The sequence below is a fragment of the Maribacter luteus genome, from assembly GCF_009674825.1.
Taxonomy (GTDB): domain Bacteria; phylum Bacteroidota; class Bacteroidia; order Flavobacteriales; family Flavobacteriaceae; genus Maribacter_A; species Maribacter_A luteus.
On the sequence record NZ_WKJH01000018.1, the window covers coordinates 149,134 to 171,669 of the forward strand.

The 22,536-nt window shown below is 39.4% G+C and carries 18 protein-coding genes; 5 read left to right on the plus strand and 13 right to left on the minus strand.

The window, feature by feature from the left end; all coding sequences use genetic code 11:
- Nucleotides 1-108 precede the first annotated feature (108 nt).
- The 5 genes from ilvN (at nucleotide 109) to GJ691_RS11935 (ending at nucleotide 6,893) form a co-directional block, all read left to right on the plus strand.
- Complete coding sequence (gene ilvN / locus GJ691_RS11915) at nucleotides 109-636, plus strand: acetolactate synthase small subunit (RefSeq protein ID WP_154367140.1); 528 nt, start codon at nucleotides 109-111, stop codon at nucleotides 634-636.
- Nucleotides 637-680: 44 nt separating this feature from the next.
- Nucleotides 681-2,156, plus strand: coding sequence for a ketol-acid reductoisomerase (gene ilvC, locus GJ691_RS11920; RefSeq protein ID WP_154367142.1), 1,476 nt, complete (start codon nucleotides 681-683; stop codon nucleotides 2,154-2,156).
- A gap of 109 nt (nucleotides 2,157-2,265) precedes the next feature.
- On the plus strand, nucleotides 2,266-3,516 hold the full coding sequence (gene ilvA / locus GJ691_RS11925) for a threonine ammonia-lyase IlvA (RefSeq protein ID WP_154367144.1): 1,251 nt from the start codon (nucleotides 2,266-2,268) through the stop codon (nucleotides 3,514-3,516).
- Nucleotides 3,517-3,644: 128 nt separating this feature from the next.
- Nucleotides 3,645-5,222: an NADP-dependent glyceraldehyde-3-phosphate dehydrogenase gene (locus GJ691_RS11930; protein ID WP_154367146.1), complete on the plus strand. Its 1,578-nt coding sequence runs from the start codon at nucleotides 3,645-3,647 to the stop codon at nucleotides 5,220-5,222.
- 468 nt (nucleotides 5,223-5,690) lie between these two features.
- Entirely contained in the window at nucleotides 5,691-6,893 is a 1,203-nt protein-coding gene (locus GJ691_RS11935) for an MFS transporter (protein ID WP_154367148.1), read from the plus strand.
- A gap of 98 nt (nucleotides 6,894-6,991) precedes the next feature.
- On the opposite strand, the gene leuB is transcribed toward GJ691_RS11935, so the two are convergent.
- The 13 genes from leuB to GJ691_RS12000 all read right to left on the minus strand — a co-directional run bounded on the left by leuB (nucleotide 6,992) and on the right by GJ691_RS12000 (nucleotide 22,480).
- Entirely contained in the window at nucleotides 6,992-8,047 is a 1,056-nt protein-coding gene (gene leuB / locus GJ691_RS11940; protein WP_154367149.1) for a 3-isopropylmalate dehydrogenase, read from the minus strand.
- Between the two features lie 191 nt (nucleotides 8,048-8,238).
- Nucleotides 8,239-9,756: an alpha-isopropylmalate synthase regulatory domain-containing protein gene (locus tag GJ691_RS11945; protein WP_154367151.1), complete on the minus strand. Its 1,518-nt coding sequence runs from the start codon at nucleotides 9,754-9,756 to the stop codon at nucleotides 8,239-8,241.
- Nucleotides 9,757-9,783: 27 nt separating this feature from the next.
- Entirely contained in the window at nucleotides 9,784-10,380 is a 597-nt protein-coding gene (leuD, locus tag GJ691_RS11950) for a 3-isopropylmalate dehydratase small subunit (RefSeq protein WP_154367153.1), read from the minus strand.
- 51 nt (nucleotides 10,381-10,431) lie between these two features.
- Nucleotides 10,432-10,779, minus strand: coding sequence for a four helix bundle protein (locus GJ691_RS11955; protein WP_154367155.1), 348 nt, complete (start codon nucleotides 10,777-10,779; stop codon nucleotides 10,432-10,434).
- Between the two features lie 45 nt (nucleotides 10,780-10,824).
- Nucleotides 10,825-12,234 (minus strand): 3-isopropylmalate dehydratase large subunit, encoded by a 1,410-nt coding sequence (gene leuC / locus GJ691_RS11960; RefSeq protein WP_154367157.1) that lies wholly within the window; start codon nucleotides 12,232-12,234, stop codon nucleotides 10,825-10,827.
- 491 nt (nucleotides 12,235-12,725) lie between these two features.
- Entirely contained in the window at nucleotides 12,726-13,703 is a 978-nt protein-coding gene (locus tag GJ691_RS11965; protein WP_179955112.1) for a hypothetical protein, read from the minus strand.
- Nucleotides 13,704-13,793: 90 nt separating this feature from the next.
- The gene (locus GJ691_RS11970; RefSeq protein WP_154367160.1) at nucleotides 13,794-14,843 is read right to left on the minus strand and encodes a hypothetical protein; all 1,050 of its coding nucleotides are present in this window, start codon (nucleotides 14,841-14,843) and stop codon (nucleotides 13,794-13,796) included.
- 190 nt (nucleotides 14,844-15,033) lie between these two features.
- The gene (locus GJ691_RS11975; RefSeq protein ID WP_154367162.1) at nucleotides 15,034-16,002 is read right to left on the minus strand and encodes a hypothetical protein; all 969 of its coding nucleotides are present in this window, start codon (nucleotides 16,000-16,002) and stop codon (nucleotides 15,034-15,036) included.
- A gap of 95 nt (nucleotides 16,003-16,097) precedes the next feature.
- Nucleotides 16,098-19,019, minus strand: a complete 2,922-nt coding sequence (locus tag GJ691_RS11980; protein WP_154367164.1) for a hypothetical protein — start codon at nucleotides 19,017-19,019, stop codon at nucleotides 16,098-16,100.
- A gap of 102 nt (nucleotides 19,020-19,121) precedes the next feature.
- Complete coding sequence (locus GJ691_RS11985) at nucleotides 19,122-19,589, minus strand: DUF4280 domain-containing protein (protein ID WP_154367166.1); 468 nt, start codon at nucleotides 19,587-19,589, stop codon at nucleotides 19,122-19,124.
- Between the two features lies 1 nt (nucleotide 19,590).
- Entirely contained in the window at nucleotides 19,591-20,322 is a 732-nt protein-coding gene (locus tag GJ691_RS11990; RefSeq protein ID WP_154367169.1) for a hypothetical protein, read from the minus strand.
- Nucleotides 20,323-20,453: 131 nt separating this feature from the next.
- Nucleotides 20,454-20,597: a hypothetical protein gene (locus GJ691_RS11995; RefSeq protein WP_154367170.1), complete on the minus strand. Its 144-nt coding sequence runs from the start codon at nucleotides 20,595-20,597 to the stop codon at nucleotides 20,454-20,456.
- A 44-nt stretch (nucleotides 20,598-20,641) separates the two neighbouring features.
- Entirely contained in the window at nucleotides 20,642-22,480 is a 1,839-nt protein-coding gene (locus GJ691_RS12000) for a type VI secretion system Vgr family protein (protein WP_154367172.1), read from the minus strand.
- Nucleotides 22,481-22,536: the final 56 nt, after the last annotated feature.

The window sequence follows — 22,536 nt, forward strand, 5'->3', positions numbered from 1 at the left end:
ACGATCAAACAATATGGAAAATGTCCCCTCGAGCGCAGTCGGGAGGTCTTGGTTTACTGAATATTTTGTTCTCGACTGCGTTCGAACAGACTTAGTGTTACTTTTATTATGAAAAAAGAATGGTTTACGATTTCAGTTTATGCTGAAAATAATGTGGGATTACTGAATAGGATTTCAGGTATTTTCTTGAAACGTCACATTAATATAGAGAGTCTTAACGTTTCTAAATCGGAGATTGAGAATGTTTCCAAATTCACGATCGTTGTAAATACCACCGAGGATTGGACACGTAAAATAGTGCAACAAATTGAAAAACAGATTGAGGTCATAAAGGCTTTTTTCCATGATGATGATGAGATCATTTATCAAGAATCGGCATTGTTCAAAGTGGCTTCCCACCTTCTTTTTGATGAACGTCAAATACAGAATATCATTAAAGAGAGTAATTCACAGATCGTTACCGTTTCCCGCGACTTTTTTGTGTTGGCAAAATCAGGACGAAGACATGAGATAGACGAAATGCACGAAGCATTATTACCTTATGGGATCATGCAGTTCGTTCGATCAGGTAGAATAGCCGTGTCAAAGGCAGAGATGCCGATAAGCAAACTATTAAAAAACTTTTATCAAGATTAATAATCAATCCCGAGAAATATCGGGGCTTAAAACGAGAATTTAAAATGGCAAATTATTTTAATACACTATCACTAAGGGATCAATTGACCCAGTTGGGGAAATGTAGATTTATGGATTCCAGCGAATTTTCAGATGGTGTAACTGCTTTAAAAGGTAAGAAGATAGTAATTGTAGGTTGTGGGGCACAAGGCCTCAACCAAGGATTGAACATGAGGGATTCGGGCCTTGATATTTCCTATACCCTTCGTGAAGCGGCCATAAAGGAAAAAAGACAGTCTTACATCAATGCAACCGAAAACGGTTTTACTGTTGGTACCTATGAAGAGTTGGTGCCCTCGGCAGATTTGGTGATCAACCTTACTCCGGATAAGCAACATACCAATGTGGTAAGTGCGGTAATGCCTTTGATGAAAAAAGGGGCCACATTATCTTATTCCCATGGTTTTAATATCGTTGAAGAAGGTATGCAGGTCCGTAAGGATCTTACCGTTATTATGGTAGCACCAAAGAGTCCAGGTTCTGAGGTTCGTGAAGAATATAAAAGAGGTTTCGGTGTTCCTACATTAATTGCCGTACATCCGGACAATGATCCTGAAGGTAAAGGTTTGGAACAGGCCAAAGCTTATGCTGCAGGTACTGGCGGACATAAAGCCGGGGTGTTGGAATCTTCTTTCGTAGCCGAAGTGAAATCAGACCTTATGGGTGAGCAGACCATACTTTGTGGATTATTGCAAACCGGTTCTATCCTTTGTTTTGATAAGATGATCGAAAAAGGAATCGATGCCGGTTATGCTTCCAAATTAATCCAATATGGTTGGGAAACCGTTACCGAAGGATTAAAATATGGGGGAATAACCAATATGATGGATCGTTTATCAAATCCAGCTAAAATAAAAGCTTTTGAACTCTCAGAAGAATTAAAGGATATTATGCGTCCTTTATTCCATAAACATATGGATGATATCATGAGTGGTCATTTTTCCAAAACCATGATGGAGGATTGGGCCAATGATGATAAGAACCTTTTAACCTGGAGGGCCGAAACAGGGGAAACTGCCTTTGAGAAAACGCCGGCCGGTGATGTAAAAATCAGTGAGCAGGAATTTTATGATAATGGCGTATTAATGGTGGCCATGGTACGTGCCGGTGTAGAGTTGGCATATGAATCCATGACCGAATCCGGTATTATCGGTGAGTCGGCTTATTATGAGTCCTTACATGAAACCCCTTTGATCGCCAATACCATTGCACGTAAAAAATTGTTCGAAATGAACCGGGTAATTTCCGATACGGCGGAATACGGTTGTTACCTATTCGATCATGCGTGTAAACCTTTATTGGCAGATTTTATGAAAGGAATAGATACCGATGTCATAGGTAAACAATACGGCGCAGGTAAAGACAATGGTGTTGATAACGCCAAATTGATTACGGTGAATAAGGCACTTAGGGAGCACCCTGTAGAAATTGTAGGGGCAAGATTAAGGGCTTCAATGACAGCGATGAAACCAATCGTTTAATAATCAAAACATTATAGCAAGACCTGTCGGGTATTCAAAATCTGACGGGTCTTTTTATTTTAGGGGTCATTGTTAGATCAAATCCCGATAGGACTTTTTATCTTTGGGCATGGCATATTTTCCACAATTAAAAGACATAAAATCCGCCTTGGAGGTTATCCATGAAGTGGCGAAAGTTACCCCATTGGACGAGAGTATCCGTCTTTCTAAACAGTACCGGTCTAATGTTCTCCTTAAACGGGAAGATCTTCATCGGGTACGTTCTTATAAGATACGTGGGGCGTATAATAAAATGAGTTCCTTGACGCAGGAAGAAAGGTCTAAAGGGGTGGTTTGCGCAAGTGCCGGTAACCATGCCCAAGGAGTCGCTTTCGCTTGTCACCATTTGGGCATCAAGGGAACCATTTATATGCCATCGGTAACCCCAAAACAGAAGGTTCAACAGACTAAAATGTTCGGGGGAGATACCATTGAAATCGTATTGGAAGGTGATACCTTCGATGATTCATCTAAAGCCGCATTGCAGTTTTGTAGGGAAAATGATAAGACATTTGTACATCCTTTCGATGATGAAAAGGTAATCGAAGGTCAAGGTACGATCGGTTTGGAGCTCTTGGAGCAGATAAGTACCCCTATCGACTACATATTCGTTGCCGTAGGTGGGGGCGGACTTGCTTCTGGTTTGTGCGGGGTTTTCAATGCGTTGTCACCACACACGAAAATTATCGGGGTAGAGCCATTAGGGGCGGCTTCCATGAAGACATCTATAGATAATGGGACCAATACACGATTGGAGAAAATTGATAAATTTATTGATGGAGCTGCGGTACAACGTGTCGGGGATCTGACCTTTGCGATCTGTAAGGAGTATCTGCACGATATTTGTGCTATACCAGAAGGCAAAGTCTGCCAGACCATTTTGGATCTTTACAATAGGGATGCTATAGTTGTGGAACCGGCAGGGGCATTGACCATTGCCGCCTTGGATGACTATGCCGAAGAAATAAAGGGGAAGAATGTGGTCTGCATCGTAAGTGGAAGCAATAATGATATTGCACGAATGGCCGAAATAAAGGAACGGGCTTTGTTATATGGGAAGTTAAAGCATTATTTTATTGTTCGTTTTCCACAGCGACCTGGGGCATTAAAGCATTTTGTTGCTGATATTTTGGGCCCAGATGATGACATTACCCATTTTGAATATTCTAAAAAGTCGAATAAGGAAAATGCACCGGCCATCGTGGGAATAGAGTTGAAAAGTACCGCAGACCTACAACCTTTGATCGATCGTATGAAAGCCCATAACTTTTTTGGAGGTTACCTGAATGATAAACCCGATTTATTCCAGTATTTAGTATAGTGGTGTCACATTAATCAAGGTAATTATTACAAATCTCAATTCTTTGACTTTCTTTGGTTTTCTATGACTGTTTTTTAGTGTTAAACACATAATTTTGTAATAGAATTTTAATCTTTTAAAAAAATAATATGGCAATACCAGCTGAATATAAAATTACCGAGCCTTTAAACCAGAAAACATATTTATTGAATGGCGATTTAAAGGAATGGACAGGAAACGTATCAAAGGTATATTCCACCATATCAAGTACCGATAAATATAAGCCTACCTTATTGGGAAGTATTCCCGATATGGGCGAAAAAGAAGCTTTGGAAGCCTTGGATGCCGCAACGGGCGCCTATAATAGGGGACAAGGTGCATGGCCTACCATGTTGGTCAGGGACCGTATCGCCTGTATGGAGGTATTCGTCGAAAAGATGAAAACCAAGCGTGAAGAGGTGGTTAAGTTACTAATGTGGGAAATTGGAAAATCATTGCCCGATTCCCAAAAGGAATTCGATCGTACGGTAGAGTATATTTATGATACTATTGAGGATTATAAACAAATGGATCGTGATGCCGCCAAGTTTCAAAAACAAGATGGCGTCTATGCCCATATTAAAAGGGGACCGTTAGGGGTTGTTTTATGCCTGGGACCTTATAATTACCCATTAAATGAGACTTTTGCCCTTTTGATTCCCGCTATCATAATGGGGAATACGACTATATTTAAGCCTGCAAAGCATGGTGTATTATTAATTGCACCACTAATTGAAGCTTTTAAAAGCAGTTTCCCTAAAGGTGTTGTGAATATTCTTTTCGGTAGGGGTAGGGCGGTAGCCTCACCTATTATGCAGACCGGTAAGGTAGATGTTCTTGCTTTGATCGGTAACAGTAAATCTGCCAATGCACTGCAAAACCAACACCCAAAAAGTAACCGATTGCGATTGGTGTTGGGCTTGGAAGCGAAAAATCCTGCAATTATACTACCGGATGCCGATCTTTCCTTAACGGTAGATGAATGTTTGGCCGGTACTTTGTCCTTTAACGGGCAACGTTGTACAGCTTTAAAGGTAATTTATGCCCATGAAAATATCGCGGATGGTTTCAATACACAATTTGCCGAGCGCGTTGATGCCATGAAATTCGGAAACCCGTGGGATGCAGGAGTTCAATTGACACCATTACCAGAACCTGGTAAACCCGACTATATTCAAGAGTTGATTGATGATGCCGTAGCAAAAGGTGCTAAAATATTGAATAAAAAAGGCGGGAAACGTTTCGATAATTACATTTGGCCAGCTGTATTATATCCTGTTACCAAGGATATGCGGGTTTATCAAGAAGAGCAGTTTGGACCAATAATTCCGATTGTACCTTTTAGTGATATAGATGAACCTTTGAACGATATGGCCGAAAGCAATTATGGTCAACAAGTGAGTTTATTCGGTAAAGATGTTTATGCCGTTGCACCGTTGATAGATACATTGGTGAATCTGGTATGCCGTGTTAACCTGAACAGTTCTTGCCAGCGTGGACCGGATGTATATCCGTTTACGGGTAGAAAGGATTCCGCACAATCGACCTTGAGTGTACATGATGCGCTGCGTTCGTTCTCGATCAGGACCTTTGTGGCCTTTAAGGATAATGAGTTGAATACCGAGATCGTTGAGAAATTGTTGGAGGCTAAACTATCAAACTTTATTAGTACGGACTATATTCTTTAAATAACCTTGGTTTTTACAATAAGCTATTGAAACTGTTTCGATAGTTTAGCAAACCATATATAAAAAGCCTTCCCAGAAATAGGGAAGGCTTTTTTGCTTGTAAACTTCAGTAATTTTCACCTATCCCTCTCAATGAATATTTAATTTCTAATTGTTTTTAAATCCTTTGCATTTTCAAAAAGTTCTGTTTTAAAAGAAGACCTCGTTCATTATAGGTTTTCCATATACGGCCTAATTACTATTAATACAAAGCGTGTACTGCGCTATTTTCACCATAAAATACTGAAAATTAACATAAAATAAATGTTAATTCTCGTTTTGGGGTAAAATAGCGTTAAAATTAGATAAAGCCGTATAGTTATCGACAGACTTACGCAGGTAATTTTGCGTTATAAAGTTTGAATAGTACGTAAAGAAAATCGATTAACTTTTTTCTGAATGTTACGTTGAACAAAAAAAACGAAAATCATGAAAAAGAATATAACCAATAAAAAGGCCTTGATCGCCCTAGCTATAGGTGGTTTCGGAATTGGATTAACGGAGTTCGTTATCATGGGTATTCTGCCTGATGTTGCCAAAGGACTCCATATAGGTATTTCACAGGCAGGGCACTTTATCGCCGCCTATGCATTAGGGGTTGTCGTGGGAGCTCCTTTATTGACCTCTTTTGCCAATAAAATGGATTCACGTAAAATGTTGTTATTATTAATGGGGTGGTTTACCATCAGTAATACCGTATCGGGTTTTTCAGATAGTTATTATACCCTTTTGGTTGCCCGATTCTTATCCGGTCTGCCCCATGGTGCATTCTTTGGAATAGGTGCTGTGGTAGCAGGAAAATTGGCCAAAGAAGGTAAATCGGCACAGGCCATTGCGGTAATGTTTTCCGGACTGACCCTTGCCAATGTAGTCGGAGTGCCCATTGGCACGTATATTGGGCACCAATACAATTGGAGCATGTCTTTTTATATGGTGGGTCTAGTCGGTGTGTTGGCGGTTTCCAGTATCTTTCTATGGATGCCTAAATTGGTATCCGAACCAAAGGAGCCTTCCATTAATCATCAAAAGGTGATTAAAAATGGGGAACTTTGGGCTTTGATAGCATTGACAACTATTGGTACCGGTGGATTCTTTGCTTGGTACAGCTATATCGCCCCTTTTATTACAGATGTAGCCGGTTGGCCCGAATATATGGTTGGTCATGCCATGATTTTGGCCGGACTGGGAATGGTCGTGGGTAATTTTCTCGGGGCTAAAATGGCAGAGTGGTTCGCTCCTCTCAAGGCTGTAAGTATAAGTCTTGGTATCATGGTTGCTTTCTTGCTGTTCAATTCATTATTCGCTTTTAATCCGTATGTGGTTTTGGTGATGACGTTTTTAATAGGGATAGCTTCCTTTACCGTAGCGACACCCATTCAAATGGCAATAATAAATACCTCAAAAGGAAATGAGATGTTGGGCTCATCCTTGAACCAGAGTGCCTTTAATATGGGGAATGCCTCCGGTGCGTATTTTGCGGGACTTCCCATCGCATTAGGTTATGGAGTGGTGTATGCTGGTATAGTAGGGGCCGTTTTGGCCGGACTTGGGGTGCTAATGGCTTTTGGGATAATTTTCTATAGACGTTATAAGGCCTTTAAGTATAGAAAAATGGCCGTTAATAGATTTTAAAAAAAATTGAAAAAGAGAATATTCGGTAACCAAGATCAAAGAAGCCCGATGCTTAGAGTGCATCGGGCTTTATTTTTTTGAATAGAATTGCAGTAAACTTATAGATTGGCCGCTAACCAATCCCCAACTTCACTCGTTTTATAGGCTTTACCACCTTCCGCTAGATCTTCGGTAACAACACCTTCGGCCAATGATTTGTTCACCACATCACGGATTGCTTGTGCTTCGGCGGTTAGATCCATATCTTCGAAAAGCATGGCTGCCGATAATACCGTTGCCAACGGATTGGCAATATCCTTTCCTGCTGCTTGTGGGTACGATCCGTGGATAGGTTCATATAAAGATACTTTGCTTCCGACAGAGGAAGAAGGCATTAATCCCATAGACCCTGCGATCACTGAAGCTTCATCCGTTAAAATGTCACCGAACAAGTTCGCCGTGATCATCACGTCATAAGCACTTGGCCATTGTACTAGACGCATGGCTACTGCATCTACAAATTCATAGGTTACTTCAACTTCTGGATAGTCTTTTTCCATGGCCTGTACGGTTTCCCTCCACAAACGGGATGATTCCAATACATTGGCCTTATCAACACAACAAAGTTTTTTGGAACGTTTCATGGCCATTTCAAAACCTTTTTTAGCCAAACGTTGTATTTCAAAACGTTGATAGGTCATAGTGTCATAAGCGGTGTCACCATTATCTTTTCGTCCACGTTCACCAAAATATATCCCTCCGGTCAGCTCCCTCAATATAATCAAATCGGTGCCTTCGATACGTTCCCTTTTCAATGGCGATTTATCGATTAGGGAAGGGAAGGTAAAAGTAGGACGAACGTTCGCGAACAATCCTAATTTTTGTCTCATTTTCAATAAACCTTGTTCCGGACGAACTTTAGCCGAAGGGTCGTTATCGAATCTGGGATGACCAATGGCGCCGAATAATACCGCGTCGGCATTTGCACATACTTCATGGGTTTCATCAGGATAAGGCTCACCAACGGCATCAATTGCGGCAGCTCCGGTAAGCGCAGGTTTCCAATTGATTTCGTGATTGAATTTCTGTGCAATCGCATTTGATACTTTTACGGCTTGATCGATTACTTCAGGACCTATACCGTCTCCTGCTAAAAGGGCTATGTTTAATTTCATTTTAGTTCGCTTTAAAAAAGGTTGTACGCTAATCGCATATCACCTAATTTTATCTTTAATTTATATTGGGTTATTTAAATTTGTCTTATTCTATCAATGTTACCATTAAATTTCAAAAAAACTATTTTTAATTCAAAAATTTTGATTTTATCAGCAATGTGCGATTGGTGTTCGGCAAAAGCGTAAAGCGGCTAAATTATATTCAACATCTTTTCAGTTGCCTTAATGGCCGATACCGTTTGATCGGAATCCAAACCTCTTGTTATGAACTCTGTCCCGTTATTGTCCCAAGAGATAATCGTTTCGCATAGGGCATCCGAATTACTTCCAGGAGGTATACGCACCGCATAGTCAGTAAGTTTTGGAAAATCCCTTTTTTTAGATTTGTATATGATTCTTAGGGCGTTCATGAATGCATCATACTGGCCATCTCCGTGGGAGTTGGCTTCATGCAATTCTCCGTCGATTTCAACCGCAACGGTGGTCGATGGTTTAAGACCCTTGGCGTGGGTGAGAACATATGATTTCACAAAAACCTTTTGATTAAAATCACCACTGTTCAATACATCGGAAATAATATATGGGAGGTCATCTTTGGTGACCCGTTCTTTCTTATCTCCCAGTTCAATGATTCGTTGGGTAACTTTTTTCAGTTCATCATCATTGAGCTTAAGTCCCAATTCCTGTAAATTCTTTTGGATATTCGCTTTACCGGATGTTTTACCCAATGCATATTTGCGTTTTCTACCAAACCTTTCAGGTAAAAGGTCATTAAAATACAGGTTCTTTTTACTATCACCATCGGCATGAATGCCTGCGGTTTGGGTAAATACATTATCGCCCACAATTGGCTTGTTGGCCGGAATGCCGAAACCTGTAAAGGCGGAGACCAATTTGCTTACTTTGTACAAAGAGGACTCTTTAACCGCAATCTTTAAATTGGGAAGAAAATCATTGATGACCGCCACAACACTCGCCATTGGTGCATTGCCTGCCCGTTCCCCCATACCGTTAACGGTAAGGTGTATTCCATGGCAACCTGCTTTTAAGGCTTCCATTACGTTGGCAACACCAAGATCATAATCATTATGCCCATGAAAATCAAAGTGGGCATTCGGGTAGCGTTCTACGATTTCTGAAATAAATTCAAAAGTCTCGGTATGGGTCAATACACCTAAAGTATCGGGAAGTAATATACGCTCAACAGGCTGTTGGGTCAGAAAGTCCAGATATTGAAATACATACTTTTTGGAATTTCGCATCCCATTACTCCAATCTTCCAAATAAACATTGGTTTTGATTCCTTTTTTGGAAGCCTGTTCTATGGCCTTGGATATGTCTTCAAAATGTTCTTCCGGTGTTTTCTTAAGCTGATGGGTAAGGTGGTTCAAAGAACCTTTGGTTAACAAGTTTTGAACACGGGCACCTGCTTTTTCCATCCATGCCAACGAAACACCTCCATCTACAAAAGTCAAAATTTCAACCCGGTCCAGATATTCTTTTTCCGCAGCCCATTTTGTGATTTCCTGAACGGCCTTCAATTCCCCTTCAGAAACACGGGCCGATGCGATCTCTATGCGATCTACCTTTAATTCATTCAAAAGTAGTTTGGCCAAGGTCAGTTTTTCTGAAACCGAAAAGGATACCCCTGATGTCTGTTCCCCATCACGTAAAGTGGTGTCCATTATTTCAATCCGCCGTTTGCTCATATAGGGAACTTATCTTTTAAACAATTATTAAAGAGGGGTGTCTTGGGCGTATTCGCTGATCTTATCCTTGATATTCAATAAGAAATCGATATCATCGAATCCGTTCAACATATTCGCTTTTTTATAATCATTGATCTCGAAGCTTTCCTTTTCACCTGTAGCAAGAATGGTAATGGATTGTTCGGGAAGATTAACTTCCAACTGTGCGTTGGGGTCAGCTTCAATGGCCGTAAAGATCTTATGCAGGAATTCCGGACTCACTTGAACGGGTAATACCCCTATGTTCAAACAATTGTTCCTGAAGATATCCGCAAAGAAACTGGATACTACACAACGGAAACCATAATCATAAACTGCCCATGCGGCATGTTCCCTAGAGGAACCAGAACCGAAATTCTTGCCCCCGACCAAAATCTTACCTCTATATATGGGATTATTAAGGACGAAATCTTTTTTCGGTGAATTGTCTGGGTTATAACGCCAATCCCTAAATAGATTGTCGCCAAAACCTTTACGTTCGGTGGCCTTTAAAAAACGGGCCGGAATTATTTGATCGGTATCCACATTCTCAATGGGAAGCGGTACCGCTGAAGAAGTTAATATATTGAATTTATCGTATGCCATATTTATTTTGCTTTGCGCATTACGCCAATCGCGATGCGTTGATTATAACTACTATATCTTTTGAATTAAATTACTTATACTACGTTTAACTTTATTTACTTTATCATATAAAGTGGTGTATGATACATCATCTATATACTTTAAATCCTTGGCTAGAAGCATAAAATATTCTAGCTCTGCTGCTGACCCTCTGGAAATAATTAAAAAACGTTTAAACTCTGCATCTGACGCCCTACCACAACCTTCTGCAATGTTAGAAGGAATTGAAAAAGATGATCTTCTCATTTGACTTGTAATTCCAAATTCTTCATCCTTAGGGAAAGCTTTTGTAATACTATAAATATTCAATGTTATTTCATGCCCTAATTTCCACACATCATATTTACGATAATCCCTCATTTCAATTATAATTAGCGCTTAGCGTACTGCGTTTTGCGCTTAGCTTTAAACAGTTTCCATCAACTCTCTAGGATCTGTAACTTTTCCGGTAACGGCAGCGGCAGCGGCCACTAACGGACTAGCCAACAATGTTCTTGAACCGGGACCTTGACGGCCTTCAAAATTTCGGTTCGAAGTACTTACTGCATATTTGCCGGCAGGAACCTTATCATCGTTCATGGCCAAACAGGCAGAACAGCCTGGTTCGCGCAATTCAAAACCTGCTTCGTTAAGTATATCCAGCAATCCTTCCGCTTTGATGGCAGCTTCTACTTGGTGTGATCCTGGAACCAACCAAGCGGTAACATTATCCGCTTTTTTCTTTCCTTTGACCAAAGAGGTAAATGCCCTGAAATCTTCAATTCTTCCGTTTGTACAACTTCCAAGGAAAACAAAATCTATGGGTTTGCCCATCATGCTTTCGCCTTCATTGAAATTCATATATTGAAGCGATTTTTGATACGTAGCTGCCCCGCCTTCAACGGCATCGGCATTGGGAATATCATTTGAAATTCCGATACCCATTCCCGGATTGGTTCCGTAGGTGATCATGGGTTCAATGTTCGAAGCATCAAAAGTGATTTCCTTATCGAACTGAGCACCTTCATCGGTGTACAAGGTTTCCCAATAGGCCATTGCCTTGTCCAATGCTGCACCTTTAGGTGAGAACTCACGTCCTTTTACATATTCAAAGGTTTTTTCATCGGGAGCGATCATACCACCACGTGCTCCCATTTCTATACTAAGATTACAGACGGTCATTCTGCCTTCCATGGTCATATCACGGAAAACCTGTCCGGCATACTCAACAAAATAACCGGTAGCACCAGAAGTTGTCAATTGTGAGATAATGTAAAGGGCAACATCTTTTGGTGTTACGCCCCTGCTCAATGATCCCTCAACATTGATACGCATACTCTTTGGTTTGGCCTGCATAATACATTGTGTGGCCAATACCATTTCAACTTCCGAAGTACCGATACCAAAGGCAATGGCACCGAAAGCACCGTGGGTAGAGGTGTGGGAGTCACCACATACAATGGTAGCCCCTGGTTGTGTAATTCCATATTCCGGACCTACAACATGCACAATCCCGTTTTTTTCATGACCCAATCCCCAATAGGAGATACCGTAGGTCGCTGAATTTTCTTCCAAAGCTTTCAACTGATTGGCTGAAAGTGGATCTTCAACAGGCAAATGCTGGTTTATCGTAGGGGTGTTGTGATCCGCTGTAGCGAACGTTTTTTCAGGATGCAATACTTTTATGCCCCTGTTTTTCAACCCTAGAAAGGCAACGGGACTGGTAACTTCATGAACCATGTGTCGGTCGATGAACAATACATCCGGACCATTTTCAATATGTTCTACCACGTGGGAATCCCATACTTTATCAAATAGTGTCTTTTTTGAACTCATAATGCTTTTTATTCTTGACTTACAAAGCTATTAAAAGTAGACTTTCAAGGAAATTGTTAGTAGGTCAAATTACGATGTTCAACACGGTCCTATTTAGGGTTTTTATGATGGGATAGGCTCTTAACTCGCTTTTTTGTAATTGCTTATAGGTATATCAAAGTATTTGGTTTGTTGCAATGATCAGATTGGTTTTCCAAATATAGAAGGTTCTAAAGGATGTTCGCCTATAATAGTGAAAAACGGCTATTAACGTACGACCACAATCAATAAAATAGAAGAATGGGTAAAATGTATTTTTTTTAGGTACAATAAATGAAAAATAGCAATAGTTACCTTTTTCTTTTTGATTAATGTAAATATACGGTTGTAAAGGAACAAAATAAACTCTTATTGTATTGTCGAATTTAGGGGTTCTACTGCTCATCTAAAAAACAAAAGCTATCTAAAATTACTAGACAGCTTTTGTGGTGTTTTTAGATGTATATTATATTTTACAAAATTTGTAAATTTTCGGGGGTCAATGCTTTACCATTTGGGAGATAAAATGTTAAAGATAAAAAATCAACCAAGGTGCCATATTCATCTTTATAAAGATAATAAAGAGCTGGCATGCCCTGAAGTCTTGGGTCTGGAGGGTTGGTGATGGAATAACGTAATGTTACAATTCTATTCTCTCCATACAATTCCATTTGGTAGCCTTCCATGGGTTGCATCTCTTTGTCCTTTAACACATCCTCTTTATATCGATCAAATATACCCTGAAATTTTTCTTTAGTACGATAATTGGCTATACCATACATTAACCCATTTACGTGCTCTATACGCACTAAGGAATCTAGTTCTTTGTTTTGGTATAAGTTTCCTATTTGCAGGTTTCTTTTTTTGACCACCGCTTCCAGTTCTTCTTCATCAAATTTACTAAGGTCTTGTCCGTTGGTCCATCCTGCGTTTTCATAGGGAACCTCGGCGTTAAAAGTGATTGTGTGTTCGTAATAGGGTAGTCCGGCACCGATAAATTCACGGGTTCCTTTTTTAAGGGGGCTGGTGTGTTCCGCAATTATAATCTCGTCACTTAGGCCACGTCCGGTTTTAAAATCATCGTAACGGATTATTTTTAAGCTCATCGAGGTATTCTTCTTTAAAGTAGTTACCGTCTCGCCTTTACCGTATTCTTGTACCATAAGGTCGCCTATAGGGTAGAGGCGATAGGTAAGTGTTTGTTCTCCGGTTTTTAAGATGAGTGAATTTAACATAATAGGAGTACCTGCTTTTTCCAATGTAAACTCCTTGTAAAGTAATTCACCGTTTACCAAAATGGTGAAAATACAATTGTTTTGTAAGGGTCGTATGGCATACATGGGGTGCTTATCATACGTCTTAACCTGAGCAGCCATATAATCTACTACATTAGTTGCATTTATGTCTTTGTTCTGCTGTGCACAGCTAAAGACACTCCACAATACAATCATCAAAAGGTTAAAGCTTTTGTTTTTTAAGGACACTTTTAAATAGGATTATTAAAAATAACAATAGCGGTCGGCATAGCTCAAAACCACGCATTAGGCCATTATCAACCTAAAGTCTTTTTTATTGAACCCTTTTTTAGGAGCATAAAGGTAGAGTCCGAAAAATCTTCCTCTTTCATCATCACCTTTAAAGTACTCTACATAACCAGCGCATTTATTCCTATAGTAAGTATCTTCTTTGTTTTTAAGGCGTAGAAAGGCTACTCCGCCCTGTGCATAAAATACCAGTTCGTAATCCTTTATGGGTTGGGGCTTAACTGTAGAATTATTGAGCAGTTCCGACTGTTCATCCCACATTTCCTGTATTTCTTCCTTGGTTTTATAATAGGCTTGCGCTTGTAGATAAAAAGATTGGAAATATTGTTGTGCAATAAAATCTTCGTTTCCTCTTTTATATTCTTTTAAAAATGTTTTATAATAGTCTAGCATTTTCTGCTCCAGCACCTCTTGGTCCACGGCGCGGAGATATGCAGCATCGCCCCAAGAATTCTTACTAAGGTCATAGGGTACTTTTGCGAAAAATTCAAAGCTATATTCGTAAAAAGGAAGGCCTGTACCAGCAAACACTTCCCCTTCGGGATCTGTAGTGGGGCTTTGGTGGTCTAGTATCTCCTCTTCGTCGTGCAAGCCCATAGCCCCTTGTTTGTCCAGACGGATCACCTTGATGCGTACATTTGAGGCATCCCCCAACTGGGTAATGGTTTCCCCATATTCATAGTCCTCTTTGATCATATCGCCTACGGGGTACATGCGTACCGTAACGGTCTGGTTGCCCGATTTTAAAATTTTATGATTTATTTCCAAAGGGCTTGCCAAATTGGAGAGTTTATAATTTTTATATACCGGCATATCGTTCACCAAAACTTCTATTAAACAATTGGCCTTTCCGATCCGGAGGTAGTACAAAGGCTCCTCGTCATAACGTTTTACCTTGGCAGTAATGGCCGCTACCATATTTTTTGAGTTGATCTCTTTAATTTTCTCTGATACAGGTAACGCGGTATTGTTGTCCTTTTTTTGTTGGGCACAACCAAAGACACTGCTACATAGTAGGGCCAGTACGGTAAAATATAAGTTTTTCATAGACTGCGATAAATGAAAAATATAAATAATTAATACGTTTCTTTTTGATTAATGTAAATATACGGTTGTAAAGGAACAAAATAAAATCCTATTGTATTGTCGAATTTAGAGGTTCTACTGCTCATCTAAAAAACAAAAGCTATCTAAAATTACTAGACAGCTTTTGTGGTGTTTTTAGATGTATTTTCATCTACAGTATCTGTAAATTTTCAGGAGTAAGTGCTTTACCTTTTGGGAGATAGAAAGTTAATGATAAAAATTGAGCAGAGGTGTCACCATCCACATCTTCATAGAGATAGAAAAGTGCTGGCATACCTTGCATTCTTGGGTCCGGCGGGTTGGTGATGGAATACCGTAACGTGACGATTCTGTTCTGCCCATAAAGTTCCATTTGATAGCCTTCCATAGGTTGCAACTCCTTGTCTTTTAAAACGTTTTCTTTGTATTGGTCAAAAATACCTTGCAGTTCATCCTTGGTGCGGTAATTGGCCTTGGCATATATTAACCCATTTACGTGCTCTATGCGGACTAAGGAGTCCAGTTCTTTGTTCTTGTATAATTCACCTATTTGCAGGTTTCTTTTTTTGACCACCGCTTCCAGTTCTTCTTCATCAAATTTACTAAGGTCTTGTCCGTTGGTCCAGCCTTCGTTTTCGTAGGGTACCTCGGCGTTAAAGGTGATGGTATGTTCGTAATAAGGTAACCCGGCACCTATAAATTCACGGGTTCCTTCTTTCGTTGGACTCGTATGTTCCGCAATTACAATCTCGTCACTTAGGCCACGTCCAGTTTTAAAATCATCATAACGGATAATTTTTAAGCTCATCGAGGTATTTTTTTTTAAGGTCTTTACCGTATCGCCCTTGCCGTATTCCTGTACCATAAGGTCACCTATAGGGTACAAACGGTAGGTCAGCGTTTGCTTGCCGGTTTTTAAGATGAGTGAATTTAACATAATGGGAGTACCTGCTTTTTCTAATGTAAACTCCTTGTAAAGTAATTCACCGTTTACTAAAATAGTGAAAATACAATTGTTTTGTAAGGGTCGTATGGCATACATGGGGTACTTATCATACGTCTTAACTTGAGCGGCTATATAATCTACTACATTAGTTGCATTTATGGCCTGTATATTTAAATTAGAGATATCGTTTACCATGTTTTGAGAATCTTCGTTATTTTTTTTTACTTGTCCGCAAGAAATGAAGACGCTTAGTACTAATAAAAAGGTGTATTTATTCATTCTATAGGTAATTAATCAAAATAGTTTTTCAATGAATCGTCGAATACGGGTACGGGATCAAAAGGTATAGTAAAGTCCTTAAGTAATTCAGTATATTCACCATTATATCTATCCGTTATACGTGGCGCATCTTTCTCTCGTTTTTTTCCCACTTTCAATTCCCATTTCTTATTTTCGCCTACTTTTTTGTCAATTTCTAATTTGATCTTTGCATACGCCATACCTCGAATACCGGTACAGATAATAACCTGTTGTTTCATAGTAGGGGCTTGGCCTTTACGGGTATACGTACATTCATAATGAATAGATCCGCCCATTTCGCCCTCTAGTTCAAAGTCAATATTAGTATCGTACAACCCATCTCCCAAAAATTTTGGAGTGTAAGCGGCTAATTTAGTCCATTTTATGGTTACCTCGCTTTTAAAACTCATGATTACCCCGGCCGTAATGCCATAATCACACCCATACGAAACCCCGGTAGTATTATCATAATTTTTAATAAGGGCACCATTTTCATCATATAACGAAAGATTTAGGCCTTTAGCGTTGTTTGCCGTAAGTTCATAATGGGCATCGATAAAACCGGAAAAGTATATTTCAATTTCCCCTTCTTGACCATATTTTTTTGCAAATTCCTTTAGGTCTAATTGTATTTTATCTTCCAACCTGTCAAAAAAGTCTTGCCTATTACCGGTACGTTTGGCAATACCTGTTGCGGCTTTTTCAGTATTTGAACGGGTATCGGTCTCAGTCTTACCTTGAGCCTTGTTTACATCATCTTTAATACTTTTGATCTTAAGAATTTCACCAACGACATTATTAGCCACTTCAAGGCCATTGAACATACCCGTTACTCCTGTAACAGCTGCTAAAAAGTCGCCCCAATCACCTTTGATAGTATAACTCATAGCAAATAAAGGGGAGGCTAATATTTTTTCGGTCAGTTCAAGACTAATAGCACCTTGTTTATCTTGAACAAAGCCCATACCAGTGATTCTTCGAATTTTGGGTGCTATAAATTCAAACTCCGTTCTATCTGATCTGGCTGGTTCAACAAAATTTCCAGTGGCAAGTTTCTTAGCAGTTTTATACTGTTTGTATCTTCGTCTAGCTAATTTAAGCTGTTTCCAAGTTTTTCCTGCTACTGAAGTTGCTTTTGCTCCTGCCTTCACCGCGGCGTATCCACCACCAGAGAAATAGAGAAGTAAAGCATCCATGACAACACTGCATAAAAGCCCATAGGCAATTATAGCTTTCGGAACCAAAGGGTATTCTACACCATAATCTAATTGCTCATAGTCAGTCCCTTTTTTTAAACCAGGACCAATAGGAGTTGTAAAAGAATGATACCCATGTAGACCTACACCAAATTTAGCAGCTTCTCCTTTTAAATAATCCATGATAAGTTCTTGGATAAATTTATGCAGTGCAAATACTGGTATGTATTTTAGGTATTGATATATAAAATCTTGATGTTTTTGTGCTTGTTCAAATTCTTTGTCCAAACCACTTATAATAGGAACTTCTATCTCTTTATAAAAGTTTTTTAGTTTCTTATCGACCTTACCCACCTGCAAATGCATGGCAAAATGAACGTCGGGGAAAACTATAAATTTTACTTTTTTCTGATAAGCACAGGTGGTTATAGGCAGCTCAAAAAATAGTCCATTATTATTAGATATTACAGGGAAATAAGAAATAAAAAAATTGAAAAAATCGGGGTTACCGTTGTTTAAATATTTGTATGGATATATGGGTACAAAGGAGACTGAAGCTGTTTTTCCCTTTGTTTGTTCATATTCAATATTCAGCTCGTCCAAGACAGATGTATCTATTACGTTATTTTCATGCATTTTGCCAGTTTCTGTCTCTGAACACCCTTCGTTATCAATATCAGTTACTTCAATCTTAAATACCTTTTTATTACTACCGTTGGTAACCATACCTGTATTGATTACCGAAGCTCCTGTATTAACCTGCCCATCTTCGCTGAACAAGGTAAAGGGTTCTTGATTTGGTAGAGTTGCAACAATAGTTTTATAACGACAGGGTGAAAAAGCTTTTATGTTAGTTTCAATTTCACCTACCTGAACAGAAACGTTCCCCAATTTCCCAGGGCCCTCATATTTTTTAGCATTTTCCTTAACAGAAAGATACTGGCGTTCAAACTCTATAAATTTACCGGTAGCCTCTAACATTACAGTAGGAAAAATTTTTAAGCTTTTACCTGCAACTATGGCCCAATACGGATCTACAAATACATCTATACTTGTCTTCTGTACATGTGTTTGTTTATTGCCGAATATAGTAACCTGGCCTTTTATAATATCATTGAAATTTTTTTCAAAGGTGAGTTCTGCCTTATGTGTAATTTCTCTACGAAAAGCGGTACTGATTACAAAAGCATCTGCTAGGGCTGCATCTTCATTATTACTAGTAACGGATAGTTCATCATTTGGATTGAAAATATCTCGATCTACTAATCCTATAGTTAATTCTTGGCCATAAAGATCTTGGGTGTAGATATGAAGTCTTACTTGACTTCCAAAGGCTACTGCATCTGGTAATTCATTGTTTTGTCTATCCGTCCATAATGTTTTGATTACCTTAGGAGTGCCTGTAGAAGATACAAAACAGCCATATGGACGTTGCCCCATAGGGCGTGCTCCATTTTTTAAATAAGGTTGTAACCAAGTCATGCCACCACCCACCAATAGAGGAGAAAAGCCTATTTTTCTATTAATTTTATTTCTATCCTTTTGAGTATACTCTGTATAATCCAATTCCTCTAAACGACCTTCGACCAAAACATATACCCATCCTATATTGTCCTTACTATATTTTTTATCAAGTGCTTCTTTCTGTCTTTTTTTTTCTTCTCCCTGTAAACTTAAGAGGGCTTCATAATCTTCGGAAAATTCTTTGATACCCACATGAAAAGTAGTTGTGCCATTTAGCATTAAATGAGACCTACCCGCATCAAACTTTTGATTTCCCGTAGTGTTTACGTCGATGTGTATTTTGCTCATATTATCTTACTCAATAGGTATACTTATTATAGGTTTATTTACATTCTTATCGAATTCTCCTAAGGGATTGATTAAAGAAATCAATTCTTCTTCGGTATTATCTGCGTTCATTTCATTTGGAGTAGCTATTTGACCATGAAATAAGATTTCGACACATGGAGCTCCTCCTATGGCACAAGTACCTTTGCTATCTTCTAATAAGGGGTTACCCTTATTTGGGAGGGTCACCTTCTCATAAAATCCATCCCACATAGTTATATTTGGAACACATGCACTATTTGTCATAGAGCATGTACCAAAAGTTTTTTTTTCAAAAGTAGGTCCCAACTCCATGGTAGTTGCCACTAATTTTTCAGATGATTTCTCATCATTGATATAAATCTTATTTTGGGTTAGGACCATTAATTTATCTGGTGCAGTACCAAATTGGCATTTACATAACGCTCCATGACAAACCAAATGTTTTTGACTCATATTATTTTGTTAATTCCAGTTCTTTTAGTCTCGTAATACGATATTCTATTTTGTTGTGACTGGGGTTATCAAATTCGCATAATCCTCTAAAGTGTATCATTGAAGTTGTTTCGTTATCCAATAAATACTGCATAGTAAGCTCTCCGTTTAACACTTTATCCTTATATAATGAATCACTTTCGTTAGCAGTTCCTTTATAGGAAACTGTTATATGACCATTCTTATCCACATATTTGCCAATTTCCTGAGTTCCTTTAAAAAGAATACCTTTTTTATACAAATAATGAGGCAGTACAAAATTGCATTCTGATTTGGTTAAAGAAGGTTCACCCAGTGCGAACAATCTCGGCACTAATAGTGAATAAAGCACATCTCGTTTTAGCTTTTCCATAAGAGTATTGGCTTCTAAAATATTTGCAGAAATATTGTTCATGTAAGTTTCGGCAACCTCGCCTTTATAAGCATTTTTTAATTTAGGAAGTAAAACCTCCCATCGATGTTGTATTTCCTCAAAATTTACTATTCTTAAAATCAAACCACTAAAAGTAACCTCTAATATCAACGGATAAAGGATTTCTGCACACTTTTCTGCAAGAACATCCAACTGCTTCGTAAGCTTTTTTCCATTTACATAAAATTGGGACCTTTTAAGTTGATAATGGTAGGCATCGCCTTCATAATGTAATGGCTTGCATTCCAAAACATACTGCACCATGTTTACTTTAGGTTCCAAGTACTCTATTTGGACTCCATAAAAGCGGTGTATTTGCATCATTTTATCTTTGTAAGATATACGAGATGCTTTTTTCTTAACGTTTTTAGTAGCGGACACTAAACTTGATTTCTTTTAGTTACAAAATACTCTTAGTTAAATGCGACACCATCATCACCCGTTTCATTTACATTTATTGCAGCCGAAGTATAAATATTTTCACCTTCTAAAAGCAGATCTGAATTTGCAATTTCAATAATTGTACCTCCCGATATTCTAATGATATGTCCTTTCATAATAACTCTTTTCTTTTTCTAAATAAGTTTTAAGCCAAAAAGCCTCAAAACAAATTACCTACTTCTCCACTATTATTATTAATTTTTTTTCCCGCTTTTTTAGTTACACTTCCATTGGTGCTATGAATATTTATATCTTTTTCCGCTTGTCTTTTTATTTCTTCTGCTTCACTGTTAATAGATTCAGAAGCAGTTTCAATAATATTTACTGCTTTTAATATGTAGTCCTTGGCAGTAGTAACCCTACTGTTATTGGCAACAGATTCTGATTTATTTCCACCGACAGAAATATTCATATCTTCCGCAACTTGAATGTCCAAACTTTTCGATTTTAAAATCATATGCTCATTAGCATTGATTGTAATATTATTGTTCGCGTGGAAACGTATATTATTATTTGCAGTATCAATTTCCACTATATTTTTTTGATAGTCTGTTATCGTAATACTCTCCCCTCCATCGGTATCATTCAGTTCTATGATATGGCCACTTCTTGTCTTGATGGCCTTGATGTTGTTGTCCGCATCTGCAAAACCGCTATTGGCACTGCTGTTGAAGCCTGCACTCAGCACAAAGGGTTTTTCAGGATTATCGCCCTCGAAGCCTACGAGCACTTCCTCATCCTTTTCCGGGATAAAGTAAAAGCCTTTACCGCTACCGGAGTAGGGGGTGGCCATCTTGATCCAAGGGGTACTGGTGCCCATGGGCTTTTGCCACGGGAACTGTACTTTGATACGACCGAGTCCGTTCGGGTCGGCATTGTCCAACACCCAGCCTCTTTGTGCGCCCGATCGTGGGGTTACAAAACTGTTGGAGTGGGGCAGGTGCTCCGTACCTTGGGGTACTCCTTCGAATTCGTTACGGTAATGTCCGCTATGGTCAAAACGATGAACGATCCTTGTTATATCGTAAGAACCGTAGGGGTCCTGTTTGGTCTGATCGGAGAAATTGAGCCCTTGTAAGGACAAAGTGTCCCCAATGCGAAGGTTTACGAGTTCGGAGGTTCCAGAGGCCAAGATCATACTGGCGGCCCTACCGAGTACATTCACCTTTGCAGCGGTATCCACACCGCCTTGGGCACTGTATTCATGCTGGCCAAGGGTCCAATCGTATGAACTTTTCTTGGCGAACACGTTTTCCGATTCGCCCTTTATCCGGTCTTGATAGGGGTGGGAGGAAGTTGGTGAAAAAGCCGAGGAATCGGATTCCAAGGCCGTGTCGTTCACCCAATCTTGGGCTTTCATCCCAAAGGACTGCTCGCGCAGTCCGGTTGAGAGGTTGAAACCAATAACATCCTGTCCGTATATGCCCTGTACTTCTTTATCCCCTGTTTTCCCGACACAGAAATCAGTGCCGTTATGATAGATCCATACCCCATAGCGACTGCAGAGTCGCTGGAGGAAAGAAAGGTCGCTCTCATTATATTGTACGGTATAGGGCAGGCTAACCTCCGTACCCTTGCCTATTGATAATTTCACATGTTCGGTGGAATGTCCGTTCACGGTATCGGTGGCCACTTGCGAAAGGGGCGTACCTTCCTCGTAACTGAGGCATTGGACGGAATTGGCCAATAGGGCAGCCGGGCCGTTCCCGGAAAGTACGATGGTACCGGCGGCATCGATCCCTTTTTGAAGGTCTACCGAGGTAACCACTCCCTTAAATTCCATTTGGTTGTCATTGACCCCGATGGTGATCTTCTTGCCTACGAAGGCCAATGCATTGTCCATTAACGCACCACCATACCCTTCGGTGGCATTGGCCGGAAAGGCGATACGGAACGAACTGTGCCCTCCAATGGATTGTTCCACAGTGACGCTATAGCCCGAATTGGGCAGGAATTCCTCCCCACCGACGAGGAGTTTAATCTTTACTATTTTTGGCATACGGCAGTGTTTATTGGATTAAAGTAATAATTACCTAAAGGACAGACAAATTAACA

Coding starts and splice junctions, on each gene's coding strand:
- ilvN (WP_154367140.1), top strand. CDS start 109: ATGAAAAAAGAATGGTTTACGATTTCAGTTTATGCTGAAAATAATGTG.
- ilvC (WP_154367142.1), top strand. CDS start 681: ATGGCAAATTATTTTAATACACTATCACTAAGGGATCAATTGACCCAG.
- ilvA (WP_154367144.1), top strand. CDS start 2,266: ATGGCATATTTTCCACAATTAAAAGACATAAAATCCGCCTTGGAGGTT.
- GJ691_RS11930 (WP_154367146.1), top strand. CDS start 3,645: ATGGCAATACCAGCTGAATATAAAATTACCGAGCCTTTAAACCAGAAA.
- GJ691_RS11935 (WP_154367148.1), top strand. CDS start 5,691: ATGAAAAAGAATATAACCAATAAAAAGGCCTTGATCGCCCTAGCTATA.
- leuB (WP_154367149.1), bottom strand. CDS start 8,047: ATGAAATTAAACATAGCCCTTTTAGCAGGAGACGGTATAGGTCCTGAA.
- GJ691_RS11945 (WP_154367151.1), bottom strand. CDS start 9,756: ATGAGCAAACGGCGGATTGAAATAATGGACACCACTTTACGTGATGGG.
- leuD (WP_154367153.1), bottom strand. CDS start 10,380: ATGGCATACGATAAATTCAATATATTAACTTCTTCAGCGGTACCGCTT.
- GJ691_RS11955 (WP_154367155.1), bottom strand. CDS start 10,779: ATGAGGGATTATCGTAAATATGATGTGTGGAAATTAGGGCATGAAATA.
- leuC (WP_154367157.1), bottom strand. CDS start 12,234: ATGAGTTCAAAAAAGACACTATTTGATAAAGTATGGGATTCCCACGTG.
- GJ691_RS11965 (WP_179955112.1), bottom strand. CDS start 13,703: ATGATTGTATTGTGGAGTGTCTTTAGCTGTGCACAGCAGAACAAAGAC.
- GJ691_RS11970 (WP_154367160.1), bottom strand. CDS start 14,843: ATGAAAAACTTATATTTTACCGTACTGGCCCTACTATGTAGCAGTGTC.
- GJ691_RS11975 (WP_154367162.1), bottom strand. CDS start 16,002: ATGGTAAACGATATCTCTAATTTAAATATACAGGCCATAAATGCAACT.
- GJ691_RS11985 (WP_154367166.1), bottom strand. CDS start 19,589: ATGAGTCAAAAACATTTGGTTTGTCATGGAGCGTTATGTAAATGCCAA.
- GJ691_RS11995 (WP_154367170.1), bottom strand. CDS start 20,597: ATGAAAGGACATATCATTAGAATATCGGGAGGTACAATTATTGAAATT.
- GJ691_RS12000 (WP_154367172.1), bottom strand. CDS start 22,480: ATGCCAAAAATAGTAAAGATTAAACTCCTCGTCGGTGGGGAGGAATTC.